The 24,922-nt window shown below is 39.4% G+C and carries 22 protein-coding genes; 7 read left to right on the top strand and 15 right to left on the bottom strand.

All coding sequences use genetic code 11. The features are described from left to right. The first annotated feature begins 49 nt into the window (after positions 1–49). The 4 genes from J678_RS06935 to J678_RS06920 are packed head-to-tail and all read left to right on the top strand — an operon-like array spanning position 50 to position 3,859. Complete coding sequence (locus J678_RS06935) at positions 50–844, top strand: ChbG/HpnK family deacetylase (RefSeq protein ID WP_017393009.1); 795 nt, start codon at positions 50–52, stop codon at positions 842–844. Further along, positions 841–1,821 (top strand): glycosyltransferase family 2 protein, encoded by a 981-nt coding sequence (locus tag J678_RS06930; protein WP_004707439.1) that lies wholly within the window; start codon positions 841–843, stop codon positions 1,819–1,821. The genes J678_RS06935 and J678_RS06930 overlap by 4 nt, the downstream gene beginning before the upstream one ends. Position 1,822: 1 nt before the next feature. Then, a complete protein-coding gene (locus tag J678_RS06925; RefSeq protein ID WP_016803997.1) occupies positions 1,823–2,203 on the top strand; it encodes a GtrA family protein in 381 nt (126 codons plus the stop codon). A gap of 9 nt (positions 2,204–2,212) precedes the next feature. Beyond that, positions 2,213–3,859 (top strand): ArnT family glycosyltransferase, encoded by a 1,647-nt coding sequence (locus tag J678_RS06920; RefSeq protein WP_017393010.1) that lies wholly within the window; start codon positions 2,213–2,215, stop codon positions 3,857–3,859. Positions 3,860–3,914: 55 nt separating this feature from the next. Here the strand turns inward: J678_RS06920 and gyrA are convergent, their stop codons facing one another. The 6 genes from gyrA to xerA all read right to left on the bottom strand — a co-directional run bounded on the left by gyrA (position 3,915) and on the right by xerA (position 12,047). Then, positions 3,915–6,629: a DNA gyrase subunit A gene (gene gyrA, locus J678_RS06915; protein ID WP_002048588.1), complete on the bottom strand. Its 2,715-nt coding sequence runs from the start codon at positions 6,627–6,629 to the stop codon at positions 3,915–3,917. 395 nt (positions 6,630–7,024) lie between these two features. Continuing rightward, positions 7,025–7,984: an MBL fold metallo-hydrolase gene (locus tag J678_RS06910; RefSeq protein WP_017393011.1), complete on the bottom strand. Its 960-nt coding sequence runs from the start codon at positions 7,982–7,984 to the stop codon at positions 7,025–7,027. A gap of 90 nt (positions 7,985–8,074) precedes the next feature. Next, entirely contained in the window at positions 8,075–8,917 is an 843-nt protein-coding gene (locus J678_RS06905; protein ID WP_017393012.1) for a helix-turn-helix domain-containing protein, read from the bottom strand. A 77-nt stretch (positions 8,918–8,994) separates the two neighbouring features. Then, positions 8,995–9,927: an electron transfer flavoprotein subunit alpha/FixB family protein gene (locus J678_RS06900; RefSeq protein ID WP_004699815.1), complete on the bottom strand. Its 933-nt coding sequence runs from the start codon at positions 9,925–9,927 to the stop codon at positions 8,995–8,997. Positions 9,928–9,944: 17 nt separating this feature from the next. After that, on the bottom strand, positions 9,945–10,694 hold the full coding sequence (locus J678_RS06895; protein ID WP_000646180.1) for an electron transfer flavoprotein subunit beta/FixA family protein: 750 nt from the start codon (positions 10,692–10,694) through the stop codon (positions 9,945–9,947). A gap of 465 nt (positions 10,695–11,159) precedes the next feature. Continuing rightward, on the bottom strand, positions 11,160–12,047 hold the full coding sequence (xerA, locus tag J678_RS06890) for a site-specific tyrosine recombinase/integron integrase (RefSeq protein ID WP_079377049.1): 888 nt from the start codon (positions 12,045–12,047) through the stop codon (positions 11,160–11,162). A gap of 162 nt (positions 12,048–12,209) precedes the next feature. Between xerA and J678_RS06885 the strand changes: the two genes are divergently transcribed. After that, on the top strand, positions 12,210–12,833 hold the full coding sequence (locus tag J678_RS06885; protein WP_002048581.1) for a LysE family translocator: 624 nt from the start codon (positions 12,210–12,212) through the stop codon (positions 12,831–12,833). A gap of 49 nt (positions 12,834–12,882) precedes the next feature. Here the strand turns inward: J678_RS06885 and J678_RS06880 are convergent, their stop codons facing one another. From J678_RS06880 to J678_RS06850, 7 genes are all read right to left on the bottom strand, one after another. Then, positions 12,883–13,485 (bottom strand): alpha/beta fold hydrolase, encoded by a 603-nt coding sequence (locus tag J678_RS06880; RefSeq protein ID WP_017393014.1) that lies wholly within the window; start codon positions 13,483–13,485, stop codon positions 12,883–12,885. Between the two features lies 1 nt (position 13,486). Beyond that, complete coding sequence (locus J678_RS06875; protein WP_017393015.1) at positions 13,487–14,410, bottom strand: ADP-ribosylglycohydrolase family protein; 924 nt, start codon at positions 14,408–14,410, stop codon at positions 13,487–13,489. Positions 14,411–14,490: 80 nt separating this feature from the next. Further along, positions 14,491–15,336: a diaminopimelate epimerase gene (gene dapF / locus J678_RS06870; protein WP_002048521.1), complete on the bottom strand. Its 846-nt coding sequence runs from the start codon at positions 15,334–15,336 to the stop codon at positions 14,491–14,493. A 5-nt stretch (positions 15,337–15,341) separates the two neighbouring features. Then, positions 15,342–16,592, bottom strand: a complete 1,251-nt coding sequence (gene lysA / locus J678_RS06865) for a diaminopimelate decarboxylase (protein ID WP_004707425.1) — start codon at positions 16,590–16,592, stop codon at positions 15,342–15,344. 22 nt (positions 16,593–16,614) lie between these two features. Beyond that, positions 16,615–16,839, bottom strand: coding sequence for an LPS translocon maturation chaperone LptM (lptM, locus tag J678_RS06860; RefSeq protein WP_002048546.1), 225 nt, complete (start codon positions 16,837–16,839; stop codon positions 16,615–16,617). A 140-nt stretch (positions 16,840–16,979) separates the two neighbouring features. Next, on the bottom strand, positions 16,980–18,386 hold the full coding sequence (locus J678_RS06855; RefSeq protein ID WP_004885673.1) for an amino acid permease: 1,407 nt from the start codon (positions 18,384–18,386) through the stop codon (positions 16,980–16,982). A 300-nt stretch (positions 18,387–18,686) separates the two neighbouring features. Continuing rightward, on the bottom strand, positions 18,687–20,105 hold the full coding sequence (locus tag J678_RS06850) for an amino acid permease (RefSeq protein WP_002048578.1): 1,419 nt from the start codon (positions 20,103–20,105) through the stop codon (positions 18,687–18,689). A 175-nt stretch (positions 20,106–20,280) separates the two neighbouring features. Between J678_RS06850 and radA the strand changes: the two genes are divergently transcribed. Together radA and J678_RS06840 are read left to right on the top strand one after the other, a co-directional pair. Then, a complete protein-coding gene (gene radA, locus J678_RS06845; RefSeq protein WP_004707421.1) occupies positions 20,281–21,669 on the top strand; it encodes a DNA repair protein RadA in 1,389 nt (462 codons plus the stop codon). An 82-nt stretch (positions 21,670–21,751) separates the two neighbouring features. Further along, complete coding sequence (locus tag J678_RS06840; RefSeq protein WP_002048497.1) at positions 21,752–22,738, top strand: Tim44 domain-containing protein; 987 nt, start codon at positions 21,752–21,754, stop codon at positions 22,736–22,738. Between the two features lie 57 nt (positions 22,739–22,795). Here the strand turns inward: J678_RS06840 and epmA are convergent, their stop codons facing one another. Next, a complete protein-coding gene (gene epmA / locus J678_RS06835; protein ID WP_017393016.1) occupies positions 22,796–23,770 on the bottom strand; it encodes an EF-P lysine aminoacylase EpmA in 975 nt (324 codons plus the stop codon). Further along, a complete protein-coding gene (locus tag J678_RS06830; RefSeq protein ID WP_017393017.1) occupies positions 23,767–24,834 on the bottom strand; it encodes a 4-phosphoerythronate dehydrogenase in 1,068 nt (355 codons plus the stop codon). Before J678_RS06830 ends, epmA begins: the two co-directional genes overlap by 4 nt. Positions 24,835–24,922 lie beyond the last annotated feature (88 nt).

Raw genomic sequence — 24,922 nt, 5'->3', positions numbered from 1 at the left:
AGCAGCTACGCAGAGTATTCTGTAATCCTGCCTATGACGGAATCTGGATATGGCAAAAGTGTGTTATTGCGCAGATGACTTTGCAATGAATGCAGAAATATCAGACGCAATTATTCAACTCATTGAACAAGGTGCCCTACAGGCAACCTCATGTATGACCCAATCTGAATTGTGGGAAACTGCTGCTGCCAAATTAAAACCTTTTAGCGATCAAATTGATATCGGTTTGCATTTAAATCTTACCCATCAATTCGCTTCAGGTAATACTGTTTTTTCCTTACCTATGCTTATTTTACGTGCATGGTCTTCAAGCCTGAATCGTGAATTAATTACGAAATGTATTGAAGAGCAATGGGACTTATTTGTTTCAGTCATGGGAAAACAGCCAGACTTTATTGATGGACATCAACATATTCATCAATTTCCGTTTATACGCGATATTTTGCTGCAATTGTTAAAAGAGAAGAAATTTTCGGGCTGGATTCGAAATTTACAGCATCCGATTGATTTACCTCACTATCGTTTTAAGACTCGTGTGCTCTCTGCACTTGGTTCTAACTCTTTGGCAAAAGCATGTCAAACATATCAATTTAATCAGAATGACCAATTTGCTGGTATTTATGATTTTAAGCAAACTGATTATGGCGAACTCAATCAATACTGGCTTGCACATGCAAAAGACCATTTACTGATAATGTGCCATCCAGCACTTGCAGAATCAAATGATCAAGATCCGATTCAGCACGCCCGAATACAAGAATATGAATATTTTAGTTCGGATCAGTTTCAAATTGATTGTCAGCAATATGGTATCCAGCTCACTAGACTAGGGGCAATGCAATGAACACAAAACCATTTTTATCCTGCGTTGTTCCAGCCTATAACGAAGCAGAAAATTTAAAAACTTTTATTCCTGCTTTAGCAAATAGTCTAAAACAGCAAAATCTTAGCTTTGAAATTATTGTGGTCGATGATGGAAGTAAGGACGATACTATTCCAATTTTGCAAACAATGATTGATGACTATCCATTAGTTGTGCTTGAACTTTCACGCAACTTTGGTAAAGAAGCAGCTTTAAGTGCTGGTTTAGATCATGTGACAGGCGAAGTTACTTTACTAATTGATGCGGATTTTCAACACCCATTTGAAGCAATTCCAACCATGATCAACCTTTGGAAAAATGGTTATGACATGGTGTATGGCATTCGTAATCGCTCCACTGAATCTTGGCTTAAACGTGTTTTAACTCAAGGTTACTATCGTATATTAAACTTAAGCTCACCGATAGATATTCCAGAAAGTGCTGGAGACTTTCGTCTATTAGACGCAAAAGTTGTTGAAGCAATTAAACAATTGCCAGAAAAAAATCGCTATATGAAAGGCCTATATGCTTGGGTTGGTTTTAAAAGTATAGGCGTTAATTTTTCTGAACAGGAACGTCAACACGGCCGTTCTAGTTTTAACGTAAAATCTCTATTTAACTTGGCTATGTCAGGTTTAACTGGTTTTTCAGATTTACCTTTACGCATCTGTATCTATTTAGGTGCAATTCTGGCTTTAGGTGCTATGGGCTACGGCGTATGGATCATCATTAAAACGTTGATAGAAGGAATTTCTGTCCCAGGTTGGGCAACACTTGCAGCAGGTATGACTTTACTTGGCGGTATACAGTTGTTATTCCTAGGTATTGTTGGTGAATATATTAGTCGTATTTACGCTGAAGTAAAAAATAGACCAAAATATATTGTTGCATCCGAACATTCTCGTATTAAACAAGAAAAATCTATCACAAAGCCGGAAAATACTTTCTCTAGTTTCTAACATGTTTGCTCATATTCTTCAGCTCACGCGGTTTGCTACTACCGGAGCCGCAGCAGCACTTACTCACTATAGTGTCGTCATGCTTCTGTTTAAGAAGCATGTTGCACTGCAATATGCCAATTTACTCGCATTTTTAGTTGCCTATTGGGTGAGCTATTTCGGGCATCGTATTTTTACTTTTAAAGCACAGCATCTTGATCATCGTCAGACTCTACCAAAATTCACATTGGTTGCAGGCTTAGGTTTTTTATTTAATGAAAGTTTTCTTCTACTCTCGAACCTCTATTTTAACGTCCCTGTTTCAACCTTAGTGTGTATTGCAATTGTTCTGACTTCTGTCGTGACTTTCTTGCTTAACCGTTTTTTTGCATTTCAACATTAAGGATTGTGTATGCAGCAATGGCTTCGTAATTCCAAATTTTTATTATTTTTTTTACCGTGTTGGTTACTTCTTCTTTCTTGGATAAGACCTCTATCTGTACCTGATGAAGGACGCTATGGAGATATTAGCCGAGCTATGGTCGAGTCTGGAGATTGGTTAACTCCACGAATCGATGGTTTGCCATTCATGCATAAACCCCCTCTACTACACTGGTTAAGTTCTATTTTTATGGAGCTTTTTGGCGTACATGTATGGGTGTTACGGTTAGTACCAGTTTTAGCTGGTACCCTCATGTTAGTGGGACTATTCTTATTTGTAAAAAAGCATATTTCGGAAGGCGTAGCACAGCTTACGGTTATCATTTTAGCGACCAACCTGCTTTTTTTTGGTAGTAGTCAATATATTAACCATGATTTATTAGTAGCCTCATGGATTACGATTAGTGTTTTATGCTTTGCTGATTTCACCATTTCTGCACGTAAACCTATTTTATTTTTAGGTTATGTCGCTGGTGCAGCTGCTTTTCTAAGTAAAGGTCTCATTGGCGTTCTCATTCCAGGTATGATCCTGTTGCCGTGGATACTCTACACAAAACAATGGAAGAAAATACCTTCTCTTCTTAATCCATTGGCGATCTTGCTATTTTTGCTCATCATTAGTCCATGGCTCTACGCAGTACAAAGTAAATATCCTCAATTTTTACATTACTTCTTTATTGACCAACAATTTAGTCGATTTAGTTCAAAAGAGTTTAATAATAAACAACCATGGTGTTTCTATCTGCTTATTTTATTTGTCAGCTGCTTACCATGGTTTTTTGCGAGTAGATTTGAATCTATTAAGACCATCTTTAAAGACTATAAGCAATCAGGTGTATTTGCCCTGCTTGTATGGTGGTTTATTTCTGTTACGGTTTTTTTCTCTATTCCGCCTTCCAAGCTAGCAGGCTATATTTTACCTGCTGTGCCACCTCTTGCTATTTTCTTAGCACTTGTGATGAATAAGGTTCTTGAAAGCAGTTATAAAACCAAATTACAGATTTGGGGTACTCCTGTATTTATTATACTTCTTGGAATTGGTATTGCTGCTACACCTCGTTTTATTCGTGCAAATCAACCTTTTTTCCAACACGAAGCTGTATTTATTTATACCATTGGTGCGCTGTTAATTGTGCTCCCACTGGTTTTAGTGTGGTTATACAAAAAGCAAAAAGTAAGCTATTTAAACTATATTTTTATAAGTTTAATTGTTTTATGTAGCTCTGTTCCTTTTGCCGTTCGTATTTTAGATACCAAAAATAATGTTGGCCAAACAGATTTTGCTGAGTACATTACTCCATCTACAAAAATAGTTTTCTACAATTACTATTTTTATGATGTGCCATTCCTTTTAAAGCTTAAACAGCCTGTCTATATTGTAAATGAATGGGATAGTGTCCATTCCGATAGTGCTTCTTTAGAAATTAAAGATGGCTTGTTATTTGAGCCCCAACTTAAAAAGTATTTGTGGAACGAACAGCAGCTCAAAGATGCTTTATCTCAAAAGCAAGATCTAATCGTGGTAAGTCAACCAAATAATTTTTCGACTAAAGACCCATCGGTAAAAACTCTACATTACCGAAACTATGATGTATTTATTTTCCATCCGGCAAAATAAATAGACGAGAAATAAAAAAGGAAGCCTAGGCTTCCTTTTTTTATTTTAAAACGTTTTACTCTTCAGAAGTATCTTCATTATTAGATACAACTTCTTCGCTATCAGTTTCAGTCGTATCTACTTCGCCTTCAAGAAGTTCTTCTTCGTCTTCTACAGCTTCAATTGAAACTACACCAACGAGGGTTTCTTCTTCACTTAAACGGATGAGACGAACACCTTGAGCATTACGGCCTGTCATTGCAACTTCTGCTGCACGTGTACGAACAAGCGTACCACCATCAGAAATCAACAATAATTCTTTAGTTTCATCAATAGAAACTGCACCAACTAGCTCACCGTTACGTTCACTTGTTTTAATTGCAATAACGCCCTTACCACCACGTTTCTTGGTTGGGAAGTCATTTACAGGAGTACGTTTACCGTAACCGTTGGCACTTGCACATAGTACTTCACCTGTTTCAGGTACAACGACAAGCGATACGATACGACTTACTAGATTCGAATCTGCTGAATCATCATTATCATCTGATTCATCATTTTCTACATCTGCATCTTCTTCACTTAGGATACTGCTAGCAAAGCTCACGCGCATACCACGTACACCTTTAGCTGTACGACCCATTGCACGTACGTCAGTTTCAGCAAAACGAATTGCCTTACCTTCGTTAGAGAACAACATGATTTGCTGATTACCATCAGTAATCGCAACACCAATTAAGGTATCTTCTTCATTAAGCTCAATAGCACGTAGACCATTTGAACGAATGTTTGCAAATTGTTCTAACTCAACACGCTTAACCGTACCAGAAGCTGTAGCCATAAACACATAGTGGTTTTCTGGGAACTCTGTTAACGGCAAGATTGCAGTTACTGTTTCTGTTGCATCTAGAGGTAACAAGTTCACGATTGGACGACCTTTTGCCCCACGTGATGCTTGAGGAACCTCAAATACTTTTAGACGGTACACTTTACCTACATTGGTAAAGCAAAGTACAGTCGCGTGATTCGATGCCACAATCAGATGTTGAATAAAGTCATCATCTTTCATTGAGGTTGCAGACTTACCACGTCCACCGCGACGCTGTGCCTGATAGTCTGAAAGTGGTTGAGTTTTTGCATAACCCGTTTGTGAAACAGTTAATACAACTTGCTCTTCCGGAATCAAATCTTCACGGCAAAAATCAACACGAGATTCAACAATTTCAGTACGACGTGCATCGCCATATTGTTGTAATACTTGTGCTAACTCTTCACGAATAACGCCCATCAACAAGTTAAAGTCGTTTAAAATTGCTGTAAGTTCAGCAATTTGACCTAAAATTTCAGTATATTCTGCGTGTAACTTGTCTTGTTCCAGACCTGTTAAACGGTGTAAACGTAATTCTAAAATTGCGCCTACTTGTGTCGGAGATAAGCGGTAAATTGAATCGCTTAGACCAAATGGACGATTTGGATCTTCACCTTCAATTTCATCTGGACGAACAGAAATAGCACCTGCTTTTTCAAGTAATGAAACAACACCACCACCTGCCCACTCACCAGCAAGTAAACGCTCACGCGCTTCAGCAGGGTTAGCAGAAGTTTTGATGGTTTCAATAATTTCATCAATATTAGCTAAGGCAACTGTCAAACCTTCCAAGATATGACCACGTTCACGCGCTTTGCGTAATTCGAACATGGTACGGCGTGTCACAACTTCTTGGCGATGACGAATAAATGCCGCAATAATATCTTTCAGATTCATCAACTTTGGCTGTCCATTGTCTAGACAAACCATGTTGATGCTGAATGAGTTTTCAAGCTGGGTATTTAAGAATAAGTTATTTACAACGACTTCTGCGTTTTCACCGCGTTTTAAGTCAATTGCAATACGCATACCTTCTTTGTCAGACTCATCACGAAGTTCTGAAATACCTTCAAGTTTTTTCTCTTTTACTAACTCGGCAATACGTTCAATCACTCTTGCTTTGTTTACTTGATATGGAATTTCAGTAAAGACGATGGTTGTACGCCCCGTCTTTTCATCTTCTTCGAAATGGTATTTACCACGAATGTGTAAACGACCTTTACCGGTACGATAGGCATCAACAATACCTGATTTACCGTAAATAATACCGCCTGTAGGGAAGTCAGGACCGGTAATATATTCCATCAACCCTTCAATCGAGATATTCGGATTGTCAGCATAAGCCAAACATGCATTCACAACTTCAGTCATGTTATGTGGTGCCATGTTGGTAGCCATACCTACAGCAATACCCGCAGCACCGTTAATTAACAAGTTTGGAACACGTGTCGGAAGTACTTCAGGAATACGTTCCGAACCATCGTAGTTATCTTCCCAGTCAACTGTGTCTTTTTCTAAATCTGCAAGAAGCTCATGTGCCAGCTTAGTCATACGGACTTCGGTATAACGCATCGCCGCGGCGCTATCGCCATCGATCGAACCGAAGTTACCCTGACCATCAACCAATAAATAACGTAAGCTAAAGTCTTGAGCCATACGAACAATGGTTTCATAAACAGCTGAGTCACCATGCGGGTGATATTTACCGATTACGTCCCCAACGACACGAGCAGATTTCTTGTAGGCTTTGTTATAGTCATTGCCCAATTCGTGCATGGCATAAAGCACACGACGGTGAACAGGTTTAAGACCGTCTCTCACATCCGGCAATGCACGAGATACGATTACACTCATTGCGTAATCTAAATATGAATGCTTGAGTTCGTCCTCAATGGCAATCGGTCGGATTTCCGATACGCTCATGCATACTCCTTCTTACAGATAGATATTTCTATCCGTTTATATGTCTTGATCTTGCAAAAAATTTAGTTCCGGAAAGTGAACTAAAATCGAAAAAAATATAGCTGTATACTATAGCATAAATTGCTCGATAACTGGGAGTTTAGCGATCTGAAAATAGCATTTTTTTACAATAAAAATTCTATTAGAATTAATAAGTTAAAATTATAGGTTTCTACTTTTAAATGTATTCATTAAAACTTAATTATTCGACCAAAATATAAACAGCATGAAAGTGCTCTTTTTAGAACACATTTCATGTATTTAAAGAATCTAACTTTTCGTCTTAGCTCAACTTAGCACTATTTGAGTTAAAGATTCCGAGTTCATTTTTAAAGCTAATTATGCTTTTTGAAGAATCAATTTACAGGGCGATATTGAGCCGGTATCCATTGGTATCCTGTTGAGCTTTTACCAATGTGTCCAATGCCAGGAAAAGCGATATGTGCTGCCCCTATCCACCAATGGTTTTTATAGGCTTGCTCAAAGATATCTTTACGGACAGCTATGGCTAGTTTCGAGTCAGTATCGGGCTTATAGCTTGCTTCAGGATAAGGAAACTGTACCGCACCGTAGTGCACAACATCACCTAGACCTAAGAACTTTTGTCCGTTTTTTCCATCTACTAAGTATGAAGAATGACCTTCCGTATGACCATGAGTCACGATGAGTTGAACATTCGGTACGTTAAAAGAGGATTTGGTAAACGCAACTAACTGCCCTGCCTTTTGGTATGGCTGTAATGCATCACGCGTCATTTTAAATATTGGTTTAAAAAAATCAGTGGCTTTTGCTTCATTAACAGGCGATGTCCAAAAATCTACATCTTCTTTAGCTAGATAAACTTTCGCATTTGGATAAGCCATTTTGCCATCAAGTGTAATACCGCATAAGTGATCGGGATGGGCATGTGTAATTAAAATCGTATCTATTTGTTCAGGCTGTACGCCTGCTTTCTTCAAGTTTTCACGTACATGACCTAAAGTTGGGCCAAAACATTTTGCAGTCCCTGCATCAATCAAAATATTTTGCGTAGGCGTTTGCACAAGATAGGCAGAGAAATCCGTGACAATCTGATTATGCTCGTCTACAGGAACAAAGTTTTCTGCAAACAGTCGATTGGCTTTTTCAGCAGAAATACCCAGTAAATCACTACGAGGCAGTCCCAGTTCCCCATCAAACAATGCCGTTACTTTAAGGTTTCCTATTGGTTGTAAAAAATAACCATCAACCTGATGCACGGTTGGCTTTTGTTCTGCATGTATAACTGTACTGGCACTCAGCAGTAATAATATCGCAAGTGATTTTAATGATTTCATCATAGAGTCCTTGGTATTTTCATACTTTAACTCTATTGGTTTTTACTTATTTAAATCGCTCAATAAACTACAAGAAACGCTCAAATTGACTTATTCCGCAGCTAGAACAGCTGGATCTATCCCATAACGCTCTACAAAGCGATCACGAAAAATAGCAACAGACTGGTATCCAGATTTTGCTGCAATCGTTTTCATAGGTAACTTTTTCGAATACAACAACTCAAGCGCATATGTAAGACGTGCATGCGTAATCGTTTCTCTTAAGGTTGTATCTTCATGGCTAAGTTTGCGACGAAGTGTTGCACTGCTCAAACCTAAACGCATTTCAAACTCACTAGACTGCCAATGATGCTGCGGATTCTCTATTACCCAATCGTGAATGATTTTTGTCAATTTAGGTGGCGGTACAATTAGCACATCTGAGAAGTGCTGTTGACATAACTGTACTAGTATAGCGGTAATACATAAACGCGCTTTCACCACATCATGACTAAATAAAGCGGTTTGCCACTCGGTTAAAGAGGTAGCGAAATCATCAATTGAAAACTTTAATATTGCGTCGGTTCTGTCTACAACTGGCTTCGCCCAAATCATTTGTGCGGCTTGAATGACTTCATCACACATAGGCACAAGAATAGTGAGATATTCACCCGTTATAGGGTCAGGCAAATTAACTGCATCGATAACCGTATCTGGTTTTATAATGTATAGATCACCGGCATTAAAATTGAATTGTTTTTTTTGAAGATTTAATTGTTGTTGCCCATATAAAATAAATCCCATGTGCAACTGGTTAACTTTAATATTGGCTAGCCCATGCTGATTTTTAGATCGAATACATAAATAATCTCGTGCCATATCTGCCCGTGCCAATCTCACCAATGATTGGTGCAATTGATGGGCCTCAATGGAAGCAGAATAGTTAATATTCATAATAATGATCGAAATAAAAAACGCCCTTGGCTAGTTATAGCACAAGGGCGTTTTTCGAATAAGTATTAAGCTGTAAATTACAACTTGCTTACCAACTCTGGTACTACAGCATTCAAATCACCAACTAACCAGTAGTCAGCAACGCTGTTGATTGGCGCTTCTTCGTCTTTGTTGATTGCAACAATAACTTTAGAATCTTTCATACCAGCCAAGTGCTGAATCGCACCAGAAATACCTACAGCAATGTAAAGCTCAGGCGCAACGATTTTACCAGTTTGACCAACTTGGAAATCGTTAGGTACGAAGCCTGCATCAACTGCTGCACGTGAAGCACCTTGTGCTGCACCAAGCTTATCAGCTAATGGGTCAAGTACTTTGTGGTAGTTCTCACCAGAACCTACACCACGACCACCAGATACAACAATACGAGCAGCCGTTAATTCTGGACGATCAAGTTTAACGATTTCTTCAGATACGAATTTAGAAATGCCAGCGTCTTTTACTTCGCCAACAGTTTCAATCGCAGCCGAACCACCTTCCGCAGCAACTGGATCAAATGCTGTACCACGAACAGTACCAACAATGATTGCTTCGTCAGATTGAACAGTTGCAATCGCGTTACCAGCGTAGATTGGACGCTTGAATGTGTTCGCAGATTCAACAGAAATAATGTCTGTGATCATGCTTACATCAAGAAGCGCAGCAACACGTGGAAGAATGTTCTTACCAGTCGTTGTAGAAGCAGCTAAAACGTATTTGTAACCTTTAGCCAAGTCAGCAACTAAGCCAGCTACGTTTTCAGCTAATTGGTTTGCATAAGCAGCGTTGTCAGCAAGTAATACTTTGCTTACACCAGCAACTTTAGCAGCAGCGTCAGCAACTGCTTGAGCGCCTGAACCAGCAACTAATACAGTAATATCACCACCGATTTTTTGAGCTGCAGCAACAACGTTTAAAGTAGCACCGTTAAGTGTCTGGTTGTTGTGATCAGCGATAACTAAAATACTCATGATTTTATCCTTCCGTATTAGATCACTTTCGCTTCATTTTTCAATTTTTCAACAAGCTCATCTACAGATTTCACTTGTACGCCAGCTTTACGTTCTGCAGGCGCTTCAACTTTAACAGTTTTAAGCTTAGTACCAGCTGTAACACCGTAATCAGCAGGAGATTTAGTATCAAGCGGTTTTTTACGAGCTTTCATAATGTTAGGCAATGCAGCATAACGTGGCTCGTTTAAACGCAAATCAGTTGTAATAATTGCAGGAAGCGCAAGTTCAACAGTTTGTAAACCACCGTCGATTTCACGAGTCACTTGTACTTTACCGCCATCCACTTTCACTTCAGAAGCAAACGTACCTTGACCAGCACCTAATAATGCGCCAAGCATTTGACCTACTTGGTTAGAGTCATCATCAATTGCTTGCTTACCAAGAAGAATAAGTTCTGGTTTCTCAGCATCAACAACACCTTTTAAGATTTTAGCAACTTCTAGAGCGCCAATTTCGTCAGTAGTTTCAACTAAAATACCGCGGTCTGCACCCAAAGCCATTGCAGAACGGATTTGTTCTTGAGCTTCTTTAGGACCAATAGAAACAACAACGATTTCTGATACTGTTCCTTTTTCTTTTAAGCGAACCGCTTCTTCCACTGCGATTTCACAAAATGGGTTAATTGACATTTTAACGTTGGTAAGGTCAACCCCACTATTGTCCGGCTTAACACGAACTTTAACGTTGGCATCAACCACACGTTTTACAGCAACAAGAGCCTTCATGTAATCCTCGGCTGTTCTAGCAAAAGTAAATGTTGAGAAAAGTATATTAACTCTTCAATTCAAATTTTTTAGGTACCCTATCTTGCAATGTGTTTGGCATTTCGGTCAAGTCACAATTTTCTGGAACAGTACAAAAAAAATGAAATCATCAGTTCATAAAAAAAATTTCACACCTGACTCGCACTTATTTTATTCTTTTTAAAGTCTATTTTATACATTGATTTTTATTATCTTTTTATCTTATTTACCTTATTAGTCAGAAACATAAACGCCTTATAAATGAATCAAATTTTATCGTTTTTAGGCCATATATGCCGACAAAATGTGCAAAGTTCAAAATGGTCAATTGGGTAATTTCACATATTTCTTTTAAACAAATTTGTAAAAAAGTACAAATGATCTCTACATTCATCTTATTCAATGCAATCAAAGTTGCTTATTGATGGATAATTTATCTTAAATGTCTTAATGCTTGGTCGCTCGTGGATGGGCCTGATCATATACTTGAGCCAAATGATCAAAATCGATATGCGTATAAATTTGGGTAGTCGATAAGTTGCTATGGCCTAACATTTCTTGGACTGAACGCAAATCACCACTACTTGATAACATATGGCTAGCAAAACAATGTCGAAGTAAATGTGGATGTAAGTCGACATTTACACCTGCTCGTTGTGCCTGAAGTTTTACTCGTTTTTCAATTTGTCGTGGAGTGAGCACACCACCATGCTGTGAAATAAAAACAAAAGCATTTTGATCAAAATGCCCTTTCCAGATTTTATAAACTTTGAGCCAGTTCAATAGACTTTCTTTTGCCTTTTTCCCAAACGGGACAATACGGGTTTTATTTCCTTTACCCGTAATACGAACAAGATGACGATTAAAATCGATATCTTTAATTGTGAGGCCTTGTAGTTCAGCGAGTCGTAAACCACTTGAATACAGTAGTTCCAACATGGCTTTATCTCGCAACCACAATTGCTGATCAATTGGTTTTTCCGGCATGGGTTGATCTAAAATTTGATTAACCGTTTCTATGTCGATCATGCCCGGTAAAGGTCTAGGCTGACGTTTCAATTTAAAATCGTCAGTAGGATTAATTTCTAGGTATTTGCCCTGTTCAGCCCACTTCATAAACTGGCGTATAGAAGTGAGATGACGCTGCATGCTACTTGCGCTTAACTGGTCTTGCTCAACACGCTGAGCCAGATATTCACGTAAATCTGAAGCTTCAACATTTTTTAAATTAATTTTTTTTGAGTCACAGAATTCAAGAAAGCTTTTCACATCTCGCTCATAAGCCGTGATTGTATGCTCAGACTGGTTCTGAATTTTTCTTTCTTTTAACCACATTGAGAGCAGTTGTAATGCAAAATCCAAATTGCTCTCCATTATTTGCCCATTTTTTTGAGTGTACCAAAAACTATTTGATCATGAAAATTTCATATCACCCAGCATAATGAATCTAACTTATATATTACAATTTATACCAAGTATTCATTGGACCTTGCTGCCATGACCACCATACTCATTCCTTATTTAATTGCCATTACTTTACTTACGCTTACTCCCGGCTTAGATACAACCTTAATTATTCGCACTGCCACACTTGAAGGTAAATCTAAAGCATTTCAAGCAGCTCTTGGAATTAGTCTTGGCTGTATTGCTTGGGGAGTTATCGTGGCCTGCGGTTTAGGTGCCCTGCTCATGGCATCTGACTTAGCTTTTAATCTATTGAAATGGATGGGTGCAGCTTATTTAGCATGGCTGGGTTTAAATATGATTTTAAAACCACGTAGCCAACTTGCAGACATACAAGAAAATAATCCAAATCGCTCTACATCAGAGAATTGGTTTGTTAAAGGTTTCTTTGGCAATTTACTCAATCCCAAAGTTGGTATTTTTTATATTTCATTTCTTCCACAATTCATTCCAGCCCAAGCATCTGCTATCACTTGGGTGATGGGACTTGTAATGATTCATGTCGTGATTGGCGTATTATGGTCAAGTCTATTAATTATGGCTATGCAACCACTTTCACGTTATTTAAAACAACCTAAATTTGTGAAATATATGGACCGAATTACGGGCAGTATTTTTGTTCTGTTCGCATTGAAATTAGCTTTAAGTAAAAGATAAATTTTAAAAAGTGTGCTAACCCATAGCACGCTAAATAATAGTTAAAGATTTACATTAGGTTTCTTAAATAGCTTTCTATTTTGACTGCTACTTCATCGGCATGTTTTTCTGCTAATTGATGGTCCCCATCTTTCACAACATATAAAGTCGACTTTTCAAACTTTTGATTTAAATATTGGCCCACCGAAACTGGACTTACCCGATCTTTATCACCCCAGATTAATAAAGTTTCAACATTTATATCCGCTAAAAACTCTTCATAGTTAGCATTAGTGGTAACAAACCAATCTGGATATTTTAAAAATGTTTGCCAGTATGCTTCACGCCAGTCTTGCACATTAAATCGTTTAAGGTTGATTCCACCAGAAGTTGCAATTAAGACCAACCCTTTCACCAAATGAGGTTTTTGTAGCGCTGCGGCAACGGCAAAAATCCCACCCATAGATTGGGCAACAATGATAGATTCTTCATTAATTTGATCGACCACATAATTTGTTAGGTCTTCAAAGTTTTTGATCTCAAGAGATTCTGGTGTATCACCGAAACTGGGGTAACCAATAATTTTTGTACGGTATTGCTGAGGTAATTTTTCAATTAAAGGATGCCAAAATGCAGTACTGCCTGACGCACCGGGTAAGAAAATTAAATTCATGTCATGCTTCTTCTAATTGTGTTAATAGAGGTTCTAGTACCTCTTTCCCTCTTAACTGTTGTACCCATATTTGTGGAATCCCTTCATATCCAAACATAATTCCTGCTAATCCTCCTGCAACACAAGCAGTTGTATCAGTATCTTGTCCTAAGGCAATAGCTGTTTTAATGACATCTTCATAATTATTTTGTTGCAGAGCGAAACGAGCTGAATGTAAACAATCCACTACGTAACCACTGCCCGATATTTCTTTCTCATGTGTTGAATCGATAATATGATTAAGTTCTTGTTGTTCATTAACACTATTTTTATAAAGTTGCATCAGTATGGAAATACTAGATTCCCAAGCCTCATTAACTGATTGCCCTTTCAATAAATATTTTGCCCATAAGCAATATAAAGCACAGCAAATTTTTGATCGAAGATGAGCATGGGTCAAATGAGACTGCTGATAGGCTAATTCAACTAATTGTTGATCAGATCCTCTATGCCATAATGCCAAAGGTAATGTTCGCATCAACGCTCCATTACCATTCGAATGTTCATCTGTATTAGCCATTTCTTCTACAGATACCCCAGCTTCATAACGTTGTAACGCCTGAGCAGTTTGCACTCCAATATCAAACACTTGATAATCAACTGCCATATAACCATAACGGTACCAATTGCGAATACGGTTAGCAAAATCGATACTATCGAGTTTCTGACAATGCAATAGTGACGCTAATAAGCATAGAGCCTGAGCTCCATCATCTGACCACGTTCCAATTGGAACATCTGGATAAGTTCGCTTAAAATCTTGAGGTGGAATCATATCAATATGTGAGTAAGGTGGAAGCTGCAAAGCTGAATGAAATTCATATGGTACACCGACGGCATCACCAATCAGCAAACCATAAATTGCTCCTCTAATTCTATTTTGCATTTTTCTCTCAATATTTATTCTTGTAAAAAATAAAGGGGAAAGGTCATATTTTAAGGCCTTTCCCCTAAGACAAATCCTACTTAGCCTTGGAAATAACGTAAATCCAAACGCCCATCATATACATGGGTTGTTGGACCAGTCATCCAGACCACATCACCTTCTTGCCATTCAATTTGCAACTTACCACCAGCAAGTTCAACTTCAACTGAGTTCGCAAGCAAACCACGGCGCATACCACTTACCGCAGCAGCACATGCCCCTGTACCACAAGCTAATGTTTCACCAACACCACGTTCAAATACACGTAAGCGAACATGTTTTTCATCAATTACTTGCATAAAGCCAGCATTAACACGCTCAGGGAAACGTTTATGTGATTCAACTTGTGGACCAATACCTGCTACATCAGCAGTGAGTACGTCTGGAACAATAGTGACTGCATGAGGATTCCCCATGTTGACTACGTCAATACTAATGTTTTGGTCATTTGCCAACTCAAGCGTATATAAGGCTTCTGGCTCTTCCGCAACAAATGGAATTTCATTTGGTAGAAACTTTGGGTAGCCCATATTTACGCGTACCCAACCATTTTGCCCAAGCTCAGGCTTAACAATACCTGCTTTGGTTTGTACGGTAATGTTGGTTTTATTGGTTAAATGACGTTCATGCACAAAACGAGCGAAACAACGTACGCCATTACCACATTGTTCAACCTCAGAACCATCTGCGTTGAAAATACGGTATTTAAAGTCAGCTTCTGGTACATCTGGTGGTTCAACAATTAAAAGCTGGTCAAAGCCAACACCAAAGTGTCGATCTGCCAAACGTTGAATGGTTGCTGTATCTAAATAAGCTCTTTGGCTAATTAGGTCAACCACCATGAAATCATTGCCCAAACCATGCATTTTGGTAAATTCTAATAACATCTCATTTACTCCTCAGGCAATAAACGTTCTTTTTCCCAAAGCGACTCAACCGTTTCACGTTCACGAATTAAATAGCTGTTTTCACCTGATACCATGACTTCTGCAGCACGGCCACGCGTGTTGTAATTTGAACTCATCACAAAGCCATAAGCCCCTGCACCGAGTACAGCCAACAAGTCATTTTCTTGTAATGCAAGTGAGCGGTCTTTACCAATAAAGTCACCTGTTTCACAAATTGCACCAACGAGGTCCCATACTTTTTCTTCAGTATCGGTACGTGGCACAACAGGCTGAATATCCATCCAAGCTTCATATAAAGCAGGACGGATTAAATCATTCATTGCTGCATCAATAATAGCGAAGTTACGATGTGTCGTTGGTTTAAGCAAATCAACTTTAGTTAAAAGTATGCCCGCATTTGCACTGATGCTACGGCCCGGCTCCATATAGACTTTTAAGCCTAATTTTTCTAAAGCAGGTTTCATAGAGTTTGCATATTCTTCAACACTTGGCGGTGTCTCATCTTTATAACAAACCCCTAAACCACCACCGATATCGATATGTTTAAGATTGATGCCTAGTTTTTTCAACTCATCAATCATCACAATGACACGGTCTAAAGCATCAACAAATGGTTTAGTTTCAGTGAGCTGTGAACCAATGTGACAGTCAATACCTACAATTTCAAGGTTAGGTAAAGAAGCTGCGTATTGATAAGTTTCATAAACGGTATCACTTGGAATACCAAATTTATTTTCTTTTAAACCAGTTGAAATATAAGGATGTGTTTTTGCATCGACATCAGGATTTACACGCAAAGAAATAGGCGCTTTTTTACCTAAGCGAGCAGCTACTTTTTGAATGCGGTCTAGCTCTGCATAAGACTCAACATTAAAACAAGCAATGCCTACATTGAGTGAGGTTTCAATATCGACTTCAGTTTTACCTAAACCTGAAAATACGATTTTAGAAGCATCCCCCCCCGCTTTTAAAACACGAGCCAGCTCACCACCAGACACAATATCAAAACCCGCACCAAGTTTTGCCAAGACACTAAGAACAGCCAAGTTTGAGTTAGACTTCACCGCAAAACAGATTTGATGATCAATAAAGTCAAAAGCACGGTCCATATCTAAATAATGTTTTTCAAAAGCTGTTTTTGAATAAACATATAACGGTGTGCCAAATTGCTGCGCAAGCTGCTCTAGAGAACATTGCTCTGCATGCAATACTCCATTAATGCGGGTGAAACTCATGAATGTGTCCTTATTTCAAAGCTTAAGGTGAAGTTGTTTGGGTTGGAGCTGATGATGACTCGACTGGCTGTTCAGCCTTTTCATCCTTTTGCACAACTTGTTTTGATTCTTTATTACGATAGAGCAAGTATTTTGCACGGTGGTCATAATTTGGATCAGAAGGTAGCTGTAATGCTCCTGACTGACCGCAAGCTGTAAGCAAAATACTGCTGCTCAATAAACTGATGAGGCAAATGACACGAAGCATCTGAGCACCTGATTTAAACAATTCGATGCAGTATACCGTGATCATGCAAGCGGCTAAAGAGTAAACTTGAATAGAAAAACAATATGCATAAAAAACGCCAGCTTTTCAGCTGGCGTTTAGTCATAAGTAAATCAATTTCATTACTTTTTATGACGTGGTTTATAGAAGAAGAAATAACCAATGATCAGAATAACAAACCAGATTGGGCTGACTTTCAGTGCTTTAAAAGTATCTGGCTCTAAAGACAGCACATAAATCATGCCAACAAAGAAAATAATCGTGATCCAACAGGTAAATAGGCCGCCCGGCAATTTAAATGTTGATTTAGCATGCAGTTCAGGGCGTGTCGTGTAGTAACGGATATAACTCCAGATAATTAGTAACCACACGCAAATGAACAAAATAGTTGAAAGCGTTGTTGCAAGAGTGAATGCTTCAACTGTATTTGGTACAAAATACTGTAATGCCGCACCTAACAATAAACATGCAGCAGAAAAATACAATGCATTTGCAGGTACTGCACGTCTGTTCAATTTACCAAAAGCTTTTGGACCTTGATCTTCACGAGATAAACCAAACAACATACGGCTTGTTGAGAATACACCGCTGTTCATCGAAGACATAACTGATGACAATACTACTAAGTTCATCAAGATCGCTGCTGCCGCAATACCAGCTTGGCTAAACAAGTTTACAAATGGGCTGATTGCCGGATCAATTCTATTCCACGGAGTTACCGACATCACAATAAGCAATGCCAAGACGTAGAAAATAATGATACGAACTGGAATTGAGTTAATCGCTTTAGGTAAGTTACGCTCAGGATCTTTGGTTTCAGCAGCTGTTGTTCCAACAAGTTCTACACCCACGAAAGCAAAGATCGCGATCTGGAAGCCAGCCAAGAAGCCATGCACCCCTGTTGGGAAGAAACCGCCATTTGCCCATAAATGAGTAAATGAAGCCACCTCGCCCGTACTAGAAGTAAAGCCAGTAAAGATCATCCATAGACCCACTGCAATTAAAATAATAATCGCAAGAATCTTAATAAGCGCAAACCAGAACTCTAATTCACCAAATAGGCGTACAGTTAACAGGTTCAAGCCCATAATAAATACAATAGCAGCCACACTAATCATTGCCCCTTCAACTGGTGAGAAAGGCTGGCCGTTATTGAAAAATTGTAAGTAATAGATAATTGCAGACAGATCGGCGATACCAATCGTGATCCAGCACAACCAATAGGTCCATCCCACAAAATAACCTGCCCATGGGCCAATTAAATCTGTGGTGAAATCAATAAATGATTTATAGGTTAAATTTGACAGGAGTAATTCGCCAAGCGCACGCATGACAAAAAACACCATTACACCAATAATCAAATAAATGAATAAGATAGATGGGCCGGCAAGACTAATTGTTTTACCTGACCCCATGAATAAACCAGTACCAATGGCACCACCAATTGCAATCAGCTGTAAATGCCGATTGGAAAGACTACGATGGAGCTCACCTTGTTCATGAGGATCACTCAGATTTTGATTCGACATTTTATGAATACACTCCAGTAATTTTTTTAGTCCGTTAGCTAAATTCAAATCAAAAAGACGATATCGCACCATTTGCAGGTATCTTTTAAATGTATATTTTTTGACAACTTTTCAGCTAACCAATTTTTGTCTGTATGGCTGATAATTTCAAGATACATACAATTAAATCCGATAATACGCACAAGAACATAGCAATACAACGCACCTTCCAGTCTAAAATTAAGACTTGAACCACTTTGATTTTTCAATTAAAAAAGGCAATCAGATCGATTGCCTTTTTATATTTTGCTTCTAAGTTATTTATTCTTGGGCAAAATTACGTTTTATTTTTGACTTATAAAAACCAAAGTAACCAATTGCAAGAACGAGGAACCAAATTGGACTGACCATAAGCGACTTAGCTGTGTCTGCTTCAAGGCTTAAAATCGCAATCGTAAATAAGAAGAAAACAATAACGACATAACTCATCGCTACCCCACCCGGCATTTTAAAATTCGATTTTTCATGCAGTTCAGGAGATAACTTACGGTAGCGGATATAACACACCAAAATCAAAATCCATACCGTTAAAAATAAAATGGTGCATAACGTTGTTGCCAAGGTAAATGCTTCAATCGTATTGGGCACAAAATATTGTAATAAAGCACCACCCATAATACAGGCACAGGAAAAAATTAAACCATTTGCTGGAACTGCACTTTTAGTCAACTGACCTAATGTTTCAGGTGCTTGACCATCACGCGATAAGCCATACATCATTCGGCTAGTTGAAAAAATACCGCTATTCATCGATGACATTACCGATGACAACACCACTAGATTCATAATAATTGCAGCAGTTGGAATACCTGCCATTAAGAATAGTTCAACGAATGGACTACGGTCTGCTTTTACCTGATCCCAAGGCGTTACAGACATCACCACCATTAATGCCAATACATAGAATAAAATGACGCGAATCGGAATTGCGTTAATTGCTTTAGGCAAATGTTTATGAGGGTCTTTAGTTTCAGCAGCTGTGGTTCCGACCAGTTCTACCCCAATAAAAGCAAAGATCGCAATCTGGAAGCCGGCAAGGAAACCATTTACCCCATGAGGAAACATACCGCCATGATTCCAAATATTAGAAATAGCCGCAACAGAGCCAGATGGTGATTGGAACTTGGTCACTACCATATAGATGCCGGCAAGAACTAAAGCAATAATGGCAACAATTTTAATAATCGCAAACCAAAATTCGACTTCGCCAAATAAACGAACCGTCAATAAGTTTAAAATCAATAGAAAGAGAACACAGCCTGCACTAATCATTGCCTGTTCTATTGGGCTAAAACTAACTCCATTGGGGAGCCAAAAGCTCAAATAGCTCGTCACCGCAGTTAAATCTGCCATTCCAACGAGCACCCAACTTACCCAGTAGGTCCACCCGACATAAAAGCCAGCCCAAGGCCCAATCAGGTCATAAGCCATATCGACAAACGACTTATAATTTAGGTTTGAAAGTAAAACCTCTCCCAAAGCACGCATAAGAAAGAAAATCATGGTGCCAATAATTAAATAGATAAATAAAATTGATGGCCCCGCCAATGAAATAGTTTTGCCCGACCCCATAAACAGGCCTGTTCCAATGGCCCCTCCAATAGCGATCAATTGTAAATGGCGATTGGTCAGCTTACGCTGTAAGTCGCCAGCATGATCATGATGCTGAAGATTAGACATAGGTAAATATCCTAAAAATTTCCCACCTTAGCTAAAGCAAAATACATTCCAATATTTTTGGACAACGCGTGAAAAATAAGCCTTTGAAAAATGATCGGGTTCTGCCTACGTTCAGGGTGTCGTTTTGCTATACTCTGTTTTTACTGATTATGAAGTTAACAAACCGAAGTCGAATATGAGCAAAGTCAAAACTGTTTACCGTTGCGAACAATGTGGTGCGGATCATCCTAAATGGGCTGGTCAATGTTCAGAGTGTGGTGAATGGAATTCTCTGACTGAAGTTAAACTCGAACCTACTACAGCCCATCGCGCTCGTCCTAAAATTGGGGGCTACGCAGGCCAAGTTGCCAATATAACAACACTAAATAAAGTCTCGGTTTCTCATGAAACCCGCTTACCTACAGGTATTAGCGAGTTTGACCGCGTACTTGGCGGTGGCTTGGTCACAGGCTCAGTAGTCCTGATTGGTGGTGACCCAGGTATTGGTAAATCGACCATTCTTTTACAAACAGCAACCCACATGGCAAGTGCAAAAAGTTCTGCACTTTATATTACGGGTGAAGAATCATTGTCTCAGGTGGCCTTACGTGCTCAGCGCCTTGACTTGCCTACAGACCAGTTAAAAGTCATGGCTGAAACCTGTGTCGAACGCATTTGTGAAGTTTTAGAGCAAGAACGCCCTGTGGTAGCAATTTTGGACTCGATTCAAACGCTTTACACAGAAACGCTTCAATCTGCACCTGGTGGGGTTTCACAAATTCGTGAATCTGCTGCGTTATTAACCCGCTATGCAAAAAATAGTGGCACGGCGTTATTTATTGTTGGTCACGTGACCAAAGAAGGTGCACTGGCAGGCCCACGTGTTTTAGAACATATGGTGGACTGTGTGCTTTATTTTGAAGGCCAATCAGACTCACGCTATCGTATGATTCGTGCGGTGAAAAACCGTTTTGGTGCAGTCAATGAACTTGGTGTATTTGGCATGACCGATAAAGGCTTACGTGAAGTGGCTAACCCTTCTGCTATTTTCTTAAGTCGTTATGACGAAGCCATTCCCGGTTCAATTGTCATGATTAGCCGTGAAGGAACGCGCCCGCTTTTAGTTGAAGTTCAAGCTTTAGTCGATGATGCTCAAGGACAACCTAGACGTGTCGCTCTTGGTCTTGAACAAAACCGTTTAAACATGTTGCTTGCTGTAATGCACCGTCATGGTGGTGTACAAACCACAGGGCAAGACGTTTATGTCAACATTGTCGGTGGTTTAAAAATTACTGAAACAGGTTCTGACTTGGCTGTTTTACTGGCGTGTGCATCAAGTTTACGTACCAAGGCATTGCCTCAGCAACTTGCAGTTTTTGGTGAAGTTGGTCTTTCAGGTGAAATTCGACCTGTACCGAATGGACAAGAGCGCTTAAAAGAAGCAGCAAAACATGGCTTTAAATATGTCATTTTACCTAGAGGCAACGCACCGCAAAAAGCGATTCCGGGAGTACAAGTAATTGCTGTGGCACGCTTACATGAAGCCCTTACCGAAGCGATGCAGCTCAGCGATGAATTGACATAAAAAAACATATTTTTATAGTTGAAATTTAGTGTAAATGACTGCATAAATACAATTACAAATTAATTTTAAACAGGAATTTCCTATGGAAGTACACCAGCGCGGCTTGATAACCGGTATTTTAATGGCTGCTTTGGCAATTTCTCCTCTTGCTGAAGCAAAACGTGCAGGTGGTGGTAAAAGCCACGGCATGGCACGCTCTACCACTTCAAGCCAGTCATATCAACAACCTCGTCAAGTGACTCCAGTTCAACAACCTGCTACAGCACCTCAAAGATCTGGTCCGGGTGTTGGTTCAATGGTTGCAGCTGGTGTAGCTGGTGCTGCCGTAGGTGCTGTTGCAGCACATGCTTTAGCTGATGACAAACCAACATCAACTGAACAACGTGTAACCCAGCCAGACAACGAGCAACAAGCGGTTCAAGCTCAACAGCAACAAGAGAAGAAAGGTGGTATCCCAGGCTGGTTATGGGTATTACTTGCTGCTGCTGTTGCCTTTTTTGTATTCCGCAAATTGGGCGGGAAAAAAAAATTAGCAGCAAATAATCCTTACGCTCCAAACAGCAACGGACAAAACACATTTGGCCGTTCAGCTGCACCAACTAACTCAAACGACAACACCAATATTTTTGGTCAGTCTGTTGGTGGTGGTACAGCAACTCAAGCTCCGTTTGGTGGTGCAACAACAAGTAATGGCAACCAGTTACCAGATGGTAGCGAACCTGCTTCTTTCTTACGTGTTGCCCGTCAGCGTTTTAACCACATTCAGTCAATCAACAGTGCAAGTAACATCGAAGAAATTCGTCGCTACTTAACACCTGAACTTTATAACTCTATGTATAACGACATCATGGAGAATCAAGATCAGGACGTTGCCGAGTTTAGTAACTTAAATGCAATGGTTGTAGACAGTGCGACTGAAAATGGTCAATACATTGTGAGCGTACGCTTTACAGGTACAGTAAGTGAAGATTTAAATAGCTTGCCACAGCCATTTACAGAAATCTGGCACTTTGTAAAACCTGTTGGCTCTCAGCAAGACTGGGTTGTTGCAGGTATTCAACAAGCTTAATTTAAATAAGCTCCAAATAAAAAAGCCACAATATGTGGCTTTTTTATTTGCTCGCCCTCAGGCAATTTCGGCTGGAAATGCGATGACTTTTTCAATTTTAAGTTGTTCGGTTGCAACCATGAGTAAACGGTCTATGCCTAAAGCAATTCCTGAACATTCTGGCATATGAGGCAAAGCTGCTAACAAGTACTCATCTAATGGCATAACATGAAGCCCTTGCTTAGCCCGTTCTGCATTGTCTGCTTCAAAGCGTGAACGTAACACGTCTGCATCGAGCAATTCATCGTAAGCATTAGCAAGCTCTAAGCCTTCGATATAAACCTCAAAACGCGCTGCGACCTCTTCCCCATCTTCATCTACTTTCACTTTTGCCAAAGACGCCATTTCTGGTGGAAAGTCAGTTAAAAAGACAGGTGCATCAAAACCTAAACTTGGCTCAACAAAATGAGAAAACAACAAGTCCATATAAGCTAAGCGGTCATCACCTAAATCGAGATTTAACCCCACACGATTTGCAGTATCTTTGAGTTGCTTTAAAGTTGCTTGTAACGGGTTAATATCTAAACGGTCCTGAAAGGCATGCTTATAGCTCAAAATAAATGGACGAACTTCACCAAAACGATGCTGCAAACAGGTTTGCAATAAATCGGCTGTTTCATGCATTAATGCTTTTAAGTCTAAACCCGGACGATACCATTCGAGCATAGTAAATTCACTGTTGTGTTTACGCCCGTGCTCATCGTCTCGGAAAACCTTACAGATTTGATAAATCGGCCCGCTCCCACTTGCTAGCAAACGTTTCATAGCAAACTCAGGAGAAGTCTGTAAATACTGAGTCTGTAATTTGCCATTGATATGGCGTAACGCCTGAACCGAAGCCAAATGCACATCGGTAACGCCTGCTTGTGAAACTACGGGTGTTTCAACTTCCATGACCCCACGTTCTGCAAAGAACTGGCGAATTTGGGTATAAAGCTTGGCACGAGCCTTTAAAGCATCAATTGAACACGTAGGTTGATAACTTAAACTCATGCTTGCGGTCCCCCGTGTGCTGCCCATTCACGACGTAGCGGGTAATTCTTACGTAATAAATCAAATGTTTTTTGCTCTACTTTGCCGTCTTTAACACAGGCACGAATATTGGCATCATCTTGAGCAATATCATAAATATGAGATATTTTTTGCTTTAACACTGCTTTTAAGTCATGTCCTGAAAAATAATCTTCGCATGCAGGCAACTGCGTTTCGAAACGCTTATTAATGTCGTAGCCAAATTTTTGGCAAAACGCTTCATAAATCATTTGTGTACCACGAGCTTTTCCTTCCAAGCTATAACCTGCTATATGCGGTGTCGCCAAAGCCAACATATTTAAAAGCTCATCTGATATCACTGGCTCATGTTCAAATACATCAAGTACAACTTTACGTTTGGTACGTTGAATGTCTTCGATTAAAGCAGCTTCTTTCACAACCGGACCACGAGCGCTATTAATTAAAATCGTATCTGGTTGAAGCGCTGCAAAAGTTTCTTCGTTGAAAAGATGATATGTCGCATGTTGACCGTTTTTCGTAAGCGGCACATGAATTGAAATAGCATTCGCTTGTTGTAATAGGGCTTTAAAGTTCACATTTTCAATTGAATCTAACTTTACATATGGGTCAAAGCCAATTACGTTCCAGCCAAGCAACCGAGCCATATAAGCTAAACGTTTCCCCACGTTTCCAAGCCCCACAATGCCTAGCGTAAATTTTTCTTGTTGTTCTAAAAGGCTACCATCTAAATGAAGTAAAGCGGTAATCACATATTCAGCAACTGCCTGTGCATTACAACCTGCGGCATTGGCCCATGTAATATTATGTTTTTCTAGGGCTTGAATATCTAAATGATCAGTACCAATTGTGGCACTACCTACATATTTTAAAGCGGTGTTTTGAATTAAACTTTCATTTACAACAGTAACTGAGCGGACCAATAAAGCTTCAGCATCTTTCACATCTGCGTGCGTTAAGGTGCGTCCTGCATGATGTTGAATATCGCCAAATTCTGAAAAAAAGTAATCGGTAAACGCCAAATTTTCATCTGCGACGATTTTCATGGTCTGCAACCCATAGTTTATAAAAACGTTATTATCCTTTGAGTTGTAGCAAAGCACAATGTTAAGGGTATTAAATTCGCACAGGTTT

Source organism: Acinetobacter sp. 1424608, from assembly GCF_000588255.1.
Taxonomy (GTDB): Bacteria; Pseudomonadota; Gammaproteobacteria; order Pseudomonadales; family Moraxellaceae; genus Acinetobacter; species Acinetobacter nosocomialis.
Note: the sequence above shows the minus strand (reverse complement) of the source record. Positions and strands in the feature narration are given on the sequence as shown.

Excerpts from the sequence above, each read along its gene's own strand:
- J678_RS06935 (WP_017393009.1), top strand. The coding sequence starts at position 50 with ATGGCAAAAGTGTGTTATTGCGCAGATGACTTTGCAATGAATGCAGAA.
- J678_RS06930 (WP_004707439.1), top strand. The coding sequence starts at position 841 with ATGAACACAAAACCATTTTTATCCTGCGTTGTTCCAGCCTATAACGAA.
- J678_RS06925 (WP_016803997.1), top strand. The coding sequence starts at position 1,823 with ATGTTTGCTCATATTCTTCAGCTCACGCGGTTTGCTACTACCGGAGCC.
- J678_RS06920 (WP_017393010.1), top strand. The coding sequence starts at position 2,213 with ATGCAGCAATGGCTTCGTAATTCCAAATTTTTATTATTTTTTTTACCG.
- gyrA (WP_002048588.1), bottom strand. The coding sequence starts at position 6,629 with ATGAGCGTATCGGAAATCCGACCGATTGCCATTGAGGACGAACTCAAG.
- J678_RS06910 (WP_017393011.1), bottom strand. The coding sequence starts at position 7,984 with ATGAAATCATTAAAATCACTTGCGATATTATTACTGCTGAGTGCCAGT.
- J678_RS06905 (WP_017393012.1), bottom strand. The coding sequence starts at position 8,917 with ATGAATATTAACTATTCTGCTTCCATTGAGGCCCATCAATTGCACCAA.
- J678_RS06900 (WP_004699815.1), bottom strand. The coding sequence starts at position 9,927 with ATGAGTATTTTAGTTATCGCTGATCACAACAACCAGACACTTAACGGT.
- J678_RS06895 (WP_000646180.1), bottom strand. The coding sequence starts at position 10,694 with ATGAAGGCTCTTGTTGCTGTAAAACGTGTGGTTGATGCCAACGTTAAA.
- xerA (WP_079377049.1), bottom strand. The coding sequence starts at position 12,047 with ATGTGGTTAAAAGAAAGAAAAATTCAGAACCAGTCTGAGCATACAATC.
- J678_RS06885 (WP_002048581.1), top strand. The coding sequence starts at position 12,210 with ATGACCACCATACTCATTCCTTATTTAATTGCCATTACTTTACTTACG.
- J678_RS06880 (WP_017393014.1), bottom strand. The coding sequence starts at position 13,485 with ATGAATTTAATTTTCTTACCCGGTGCGTCAGGCAGTACTGCATTTTGG.
- J678_RS06875 (WP_017393015.1), bottom strand. The coding sequence starts at position 14,410 with ATGCAAAATAGAATTAGAGGAGCAATTTATGGTTTGCTGATTGGTGAT.
- dapF (WP_002048521.1), bottom strand. The coding sequence starts at position 15,336 with ATGTTATTAGAATTTACCAAAATGCATGGTTTGGGCAATGATTTCATG.
- lysA (WP_004707425.1), bottom strand. The coding sequence starts at position 16,592 with ATGAGTTTCACCCGCATTAATGGAGTATTGCATGCAGAGCAATGTTCT.
- lptM (WP_002048546.1), bottom strand. The coding sequence starts at position 16,839 with ATGCTTCGTGTCATTTGCCTCATCAGTTTATTGAGCAGCAGTATTTTG.
- J678_RS06855 (WP_004885673.1), bottom strand. The coding sequence starts at position 18,386 with ATGTCGAATCAAAATCTGAGTGATCCTCATGAACAAGGTGAGCTCCAT.
- J678_RS06850 (WP_002048578.1), bottom strand. The coding sequence starts at position 20,105 with ATGTCTAATCTTCAGCATCATGATCATGCTGGCGACTTACAGCGTAAG.
- radA (WP_004707421.1), top strand. The coding sequence starts at position 20,281 with ATGAGCAAAGTCAAAACTGTTTACCGTTGCGAACAATGTGGTGCGGAT.
- J678_RS06840 (WP_002048497.1), top strand. The coding sequence starts at position 21,752 with ATGGAAGTACACCAGCGCGGCTTGATAACCGGTATTTTAATGGCTGCT.
- epmA (WP_017393016.1), bottom strand. The coding sequence starts at position 23,770 with ATGAGTTTAAGTTATCAACCTACGTGTTCAATTGATGCTTTAAAGGCT.
- J678_RS06830 (WP_017393017.1), bottom strand. The coding sequence starts at position 24,834 with ATGAAAATCGTCGCAGATGAAAATTTGGCGTTTACCGATTACTTTTTT.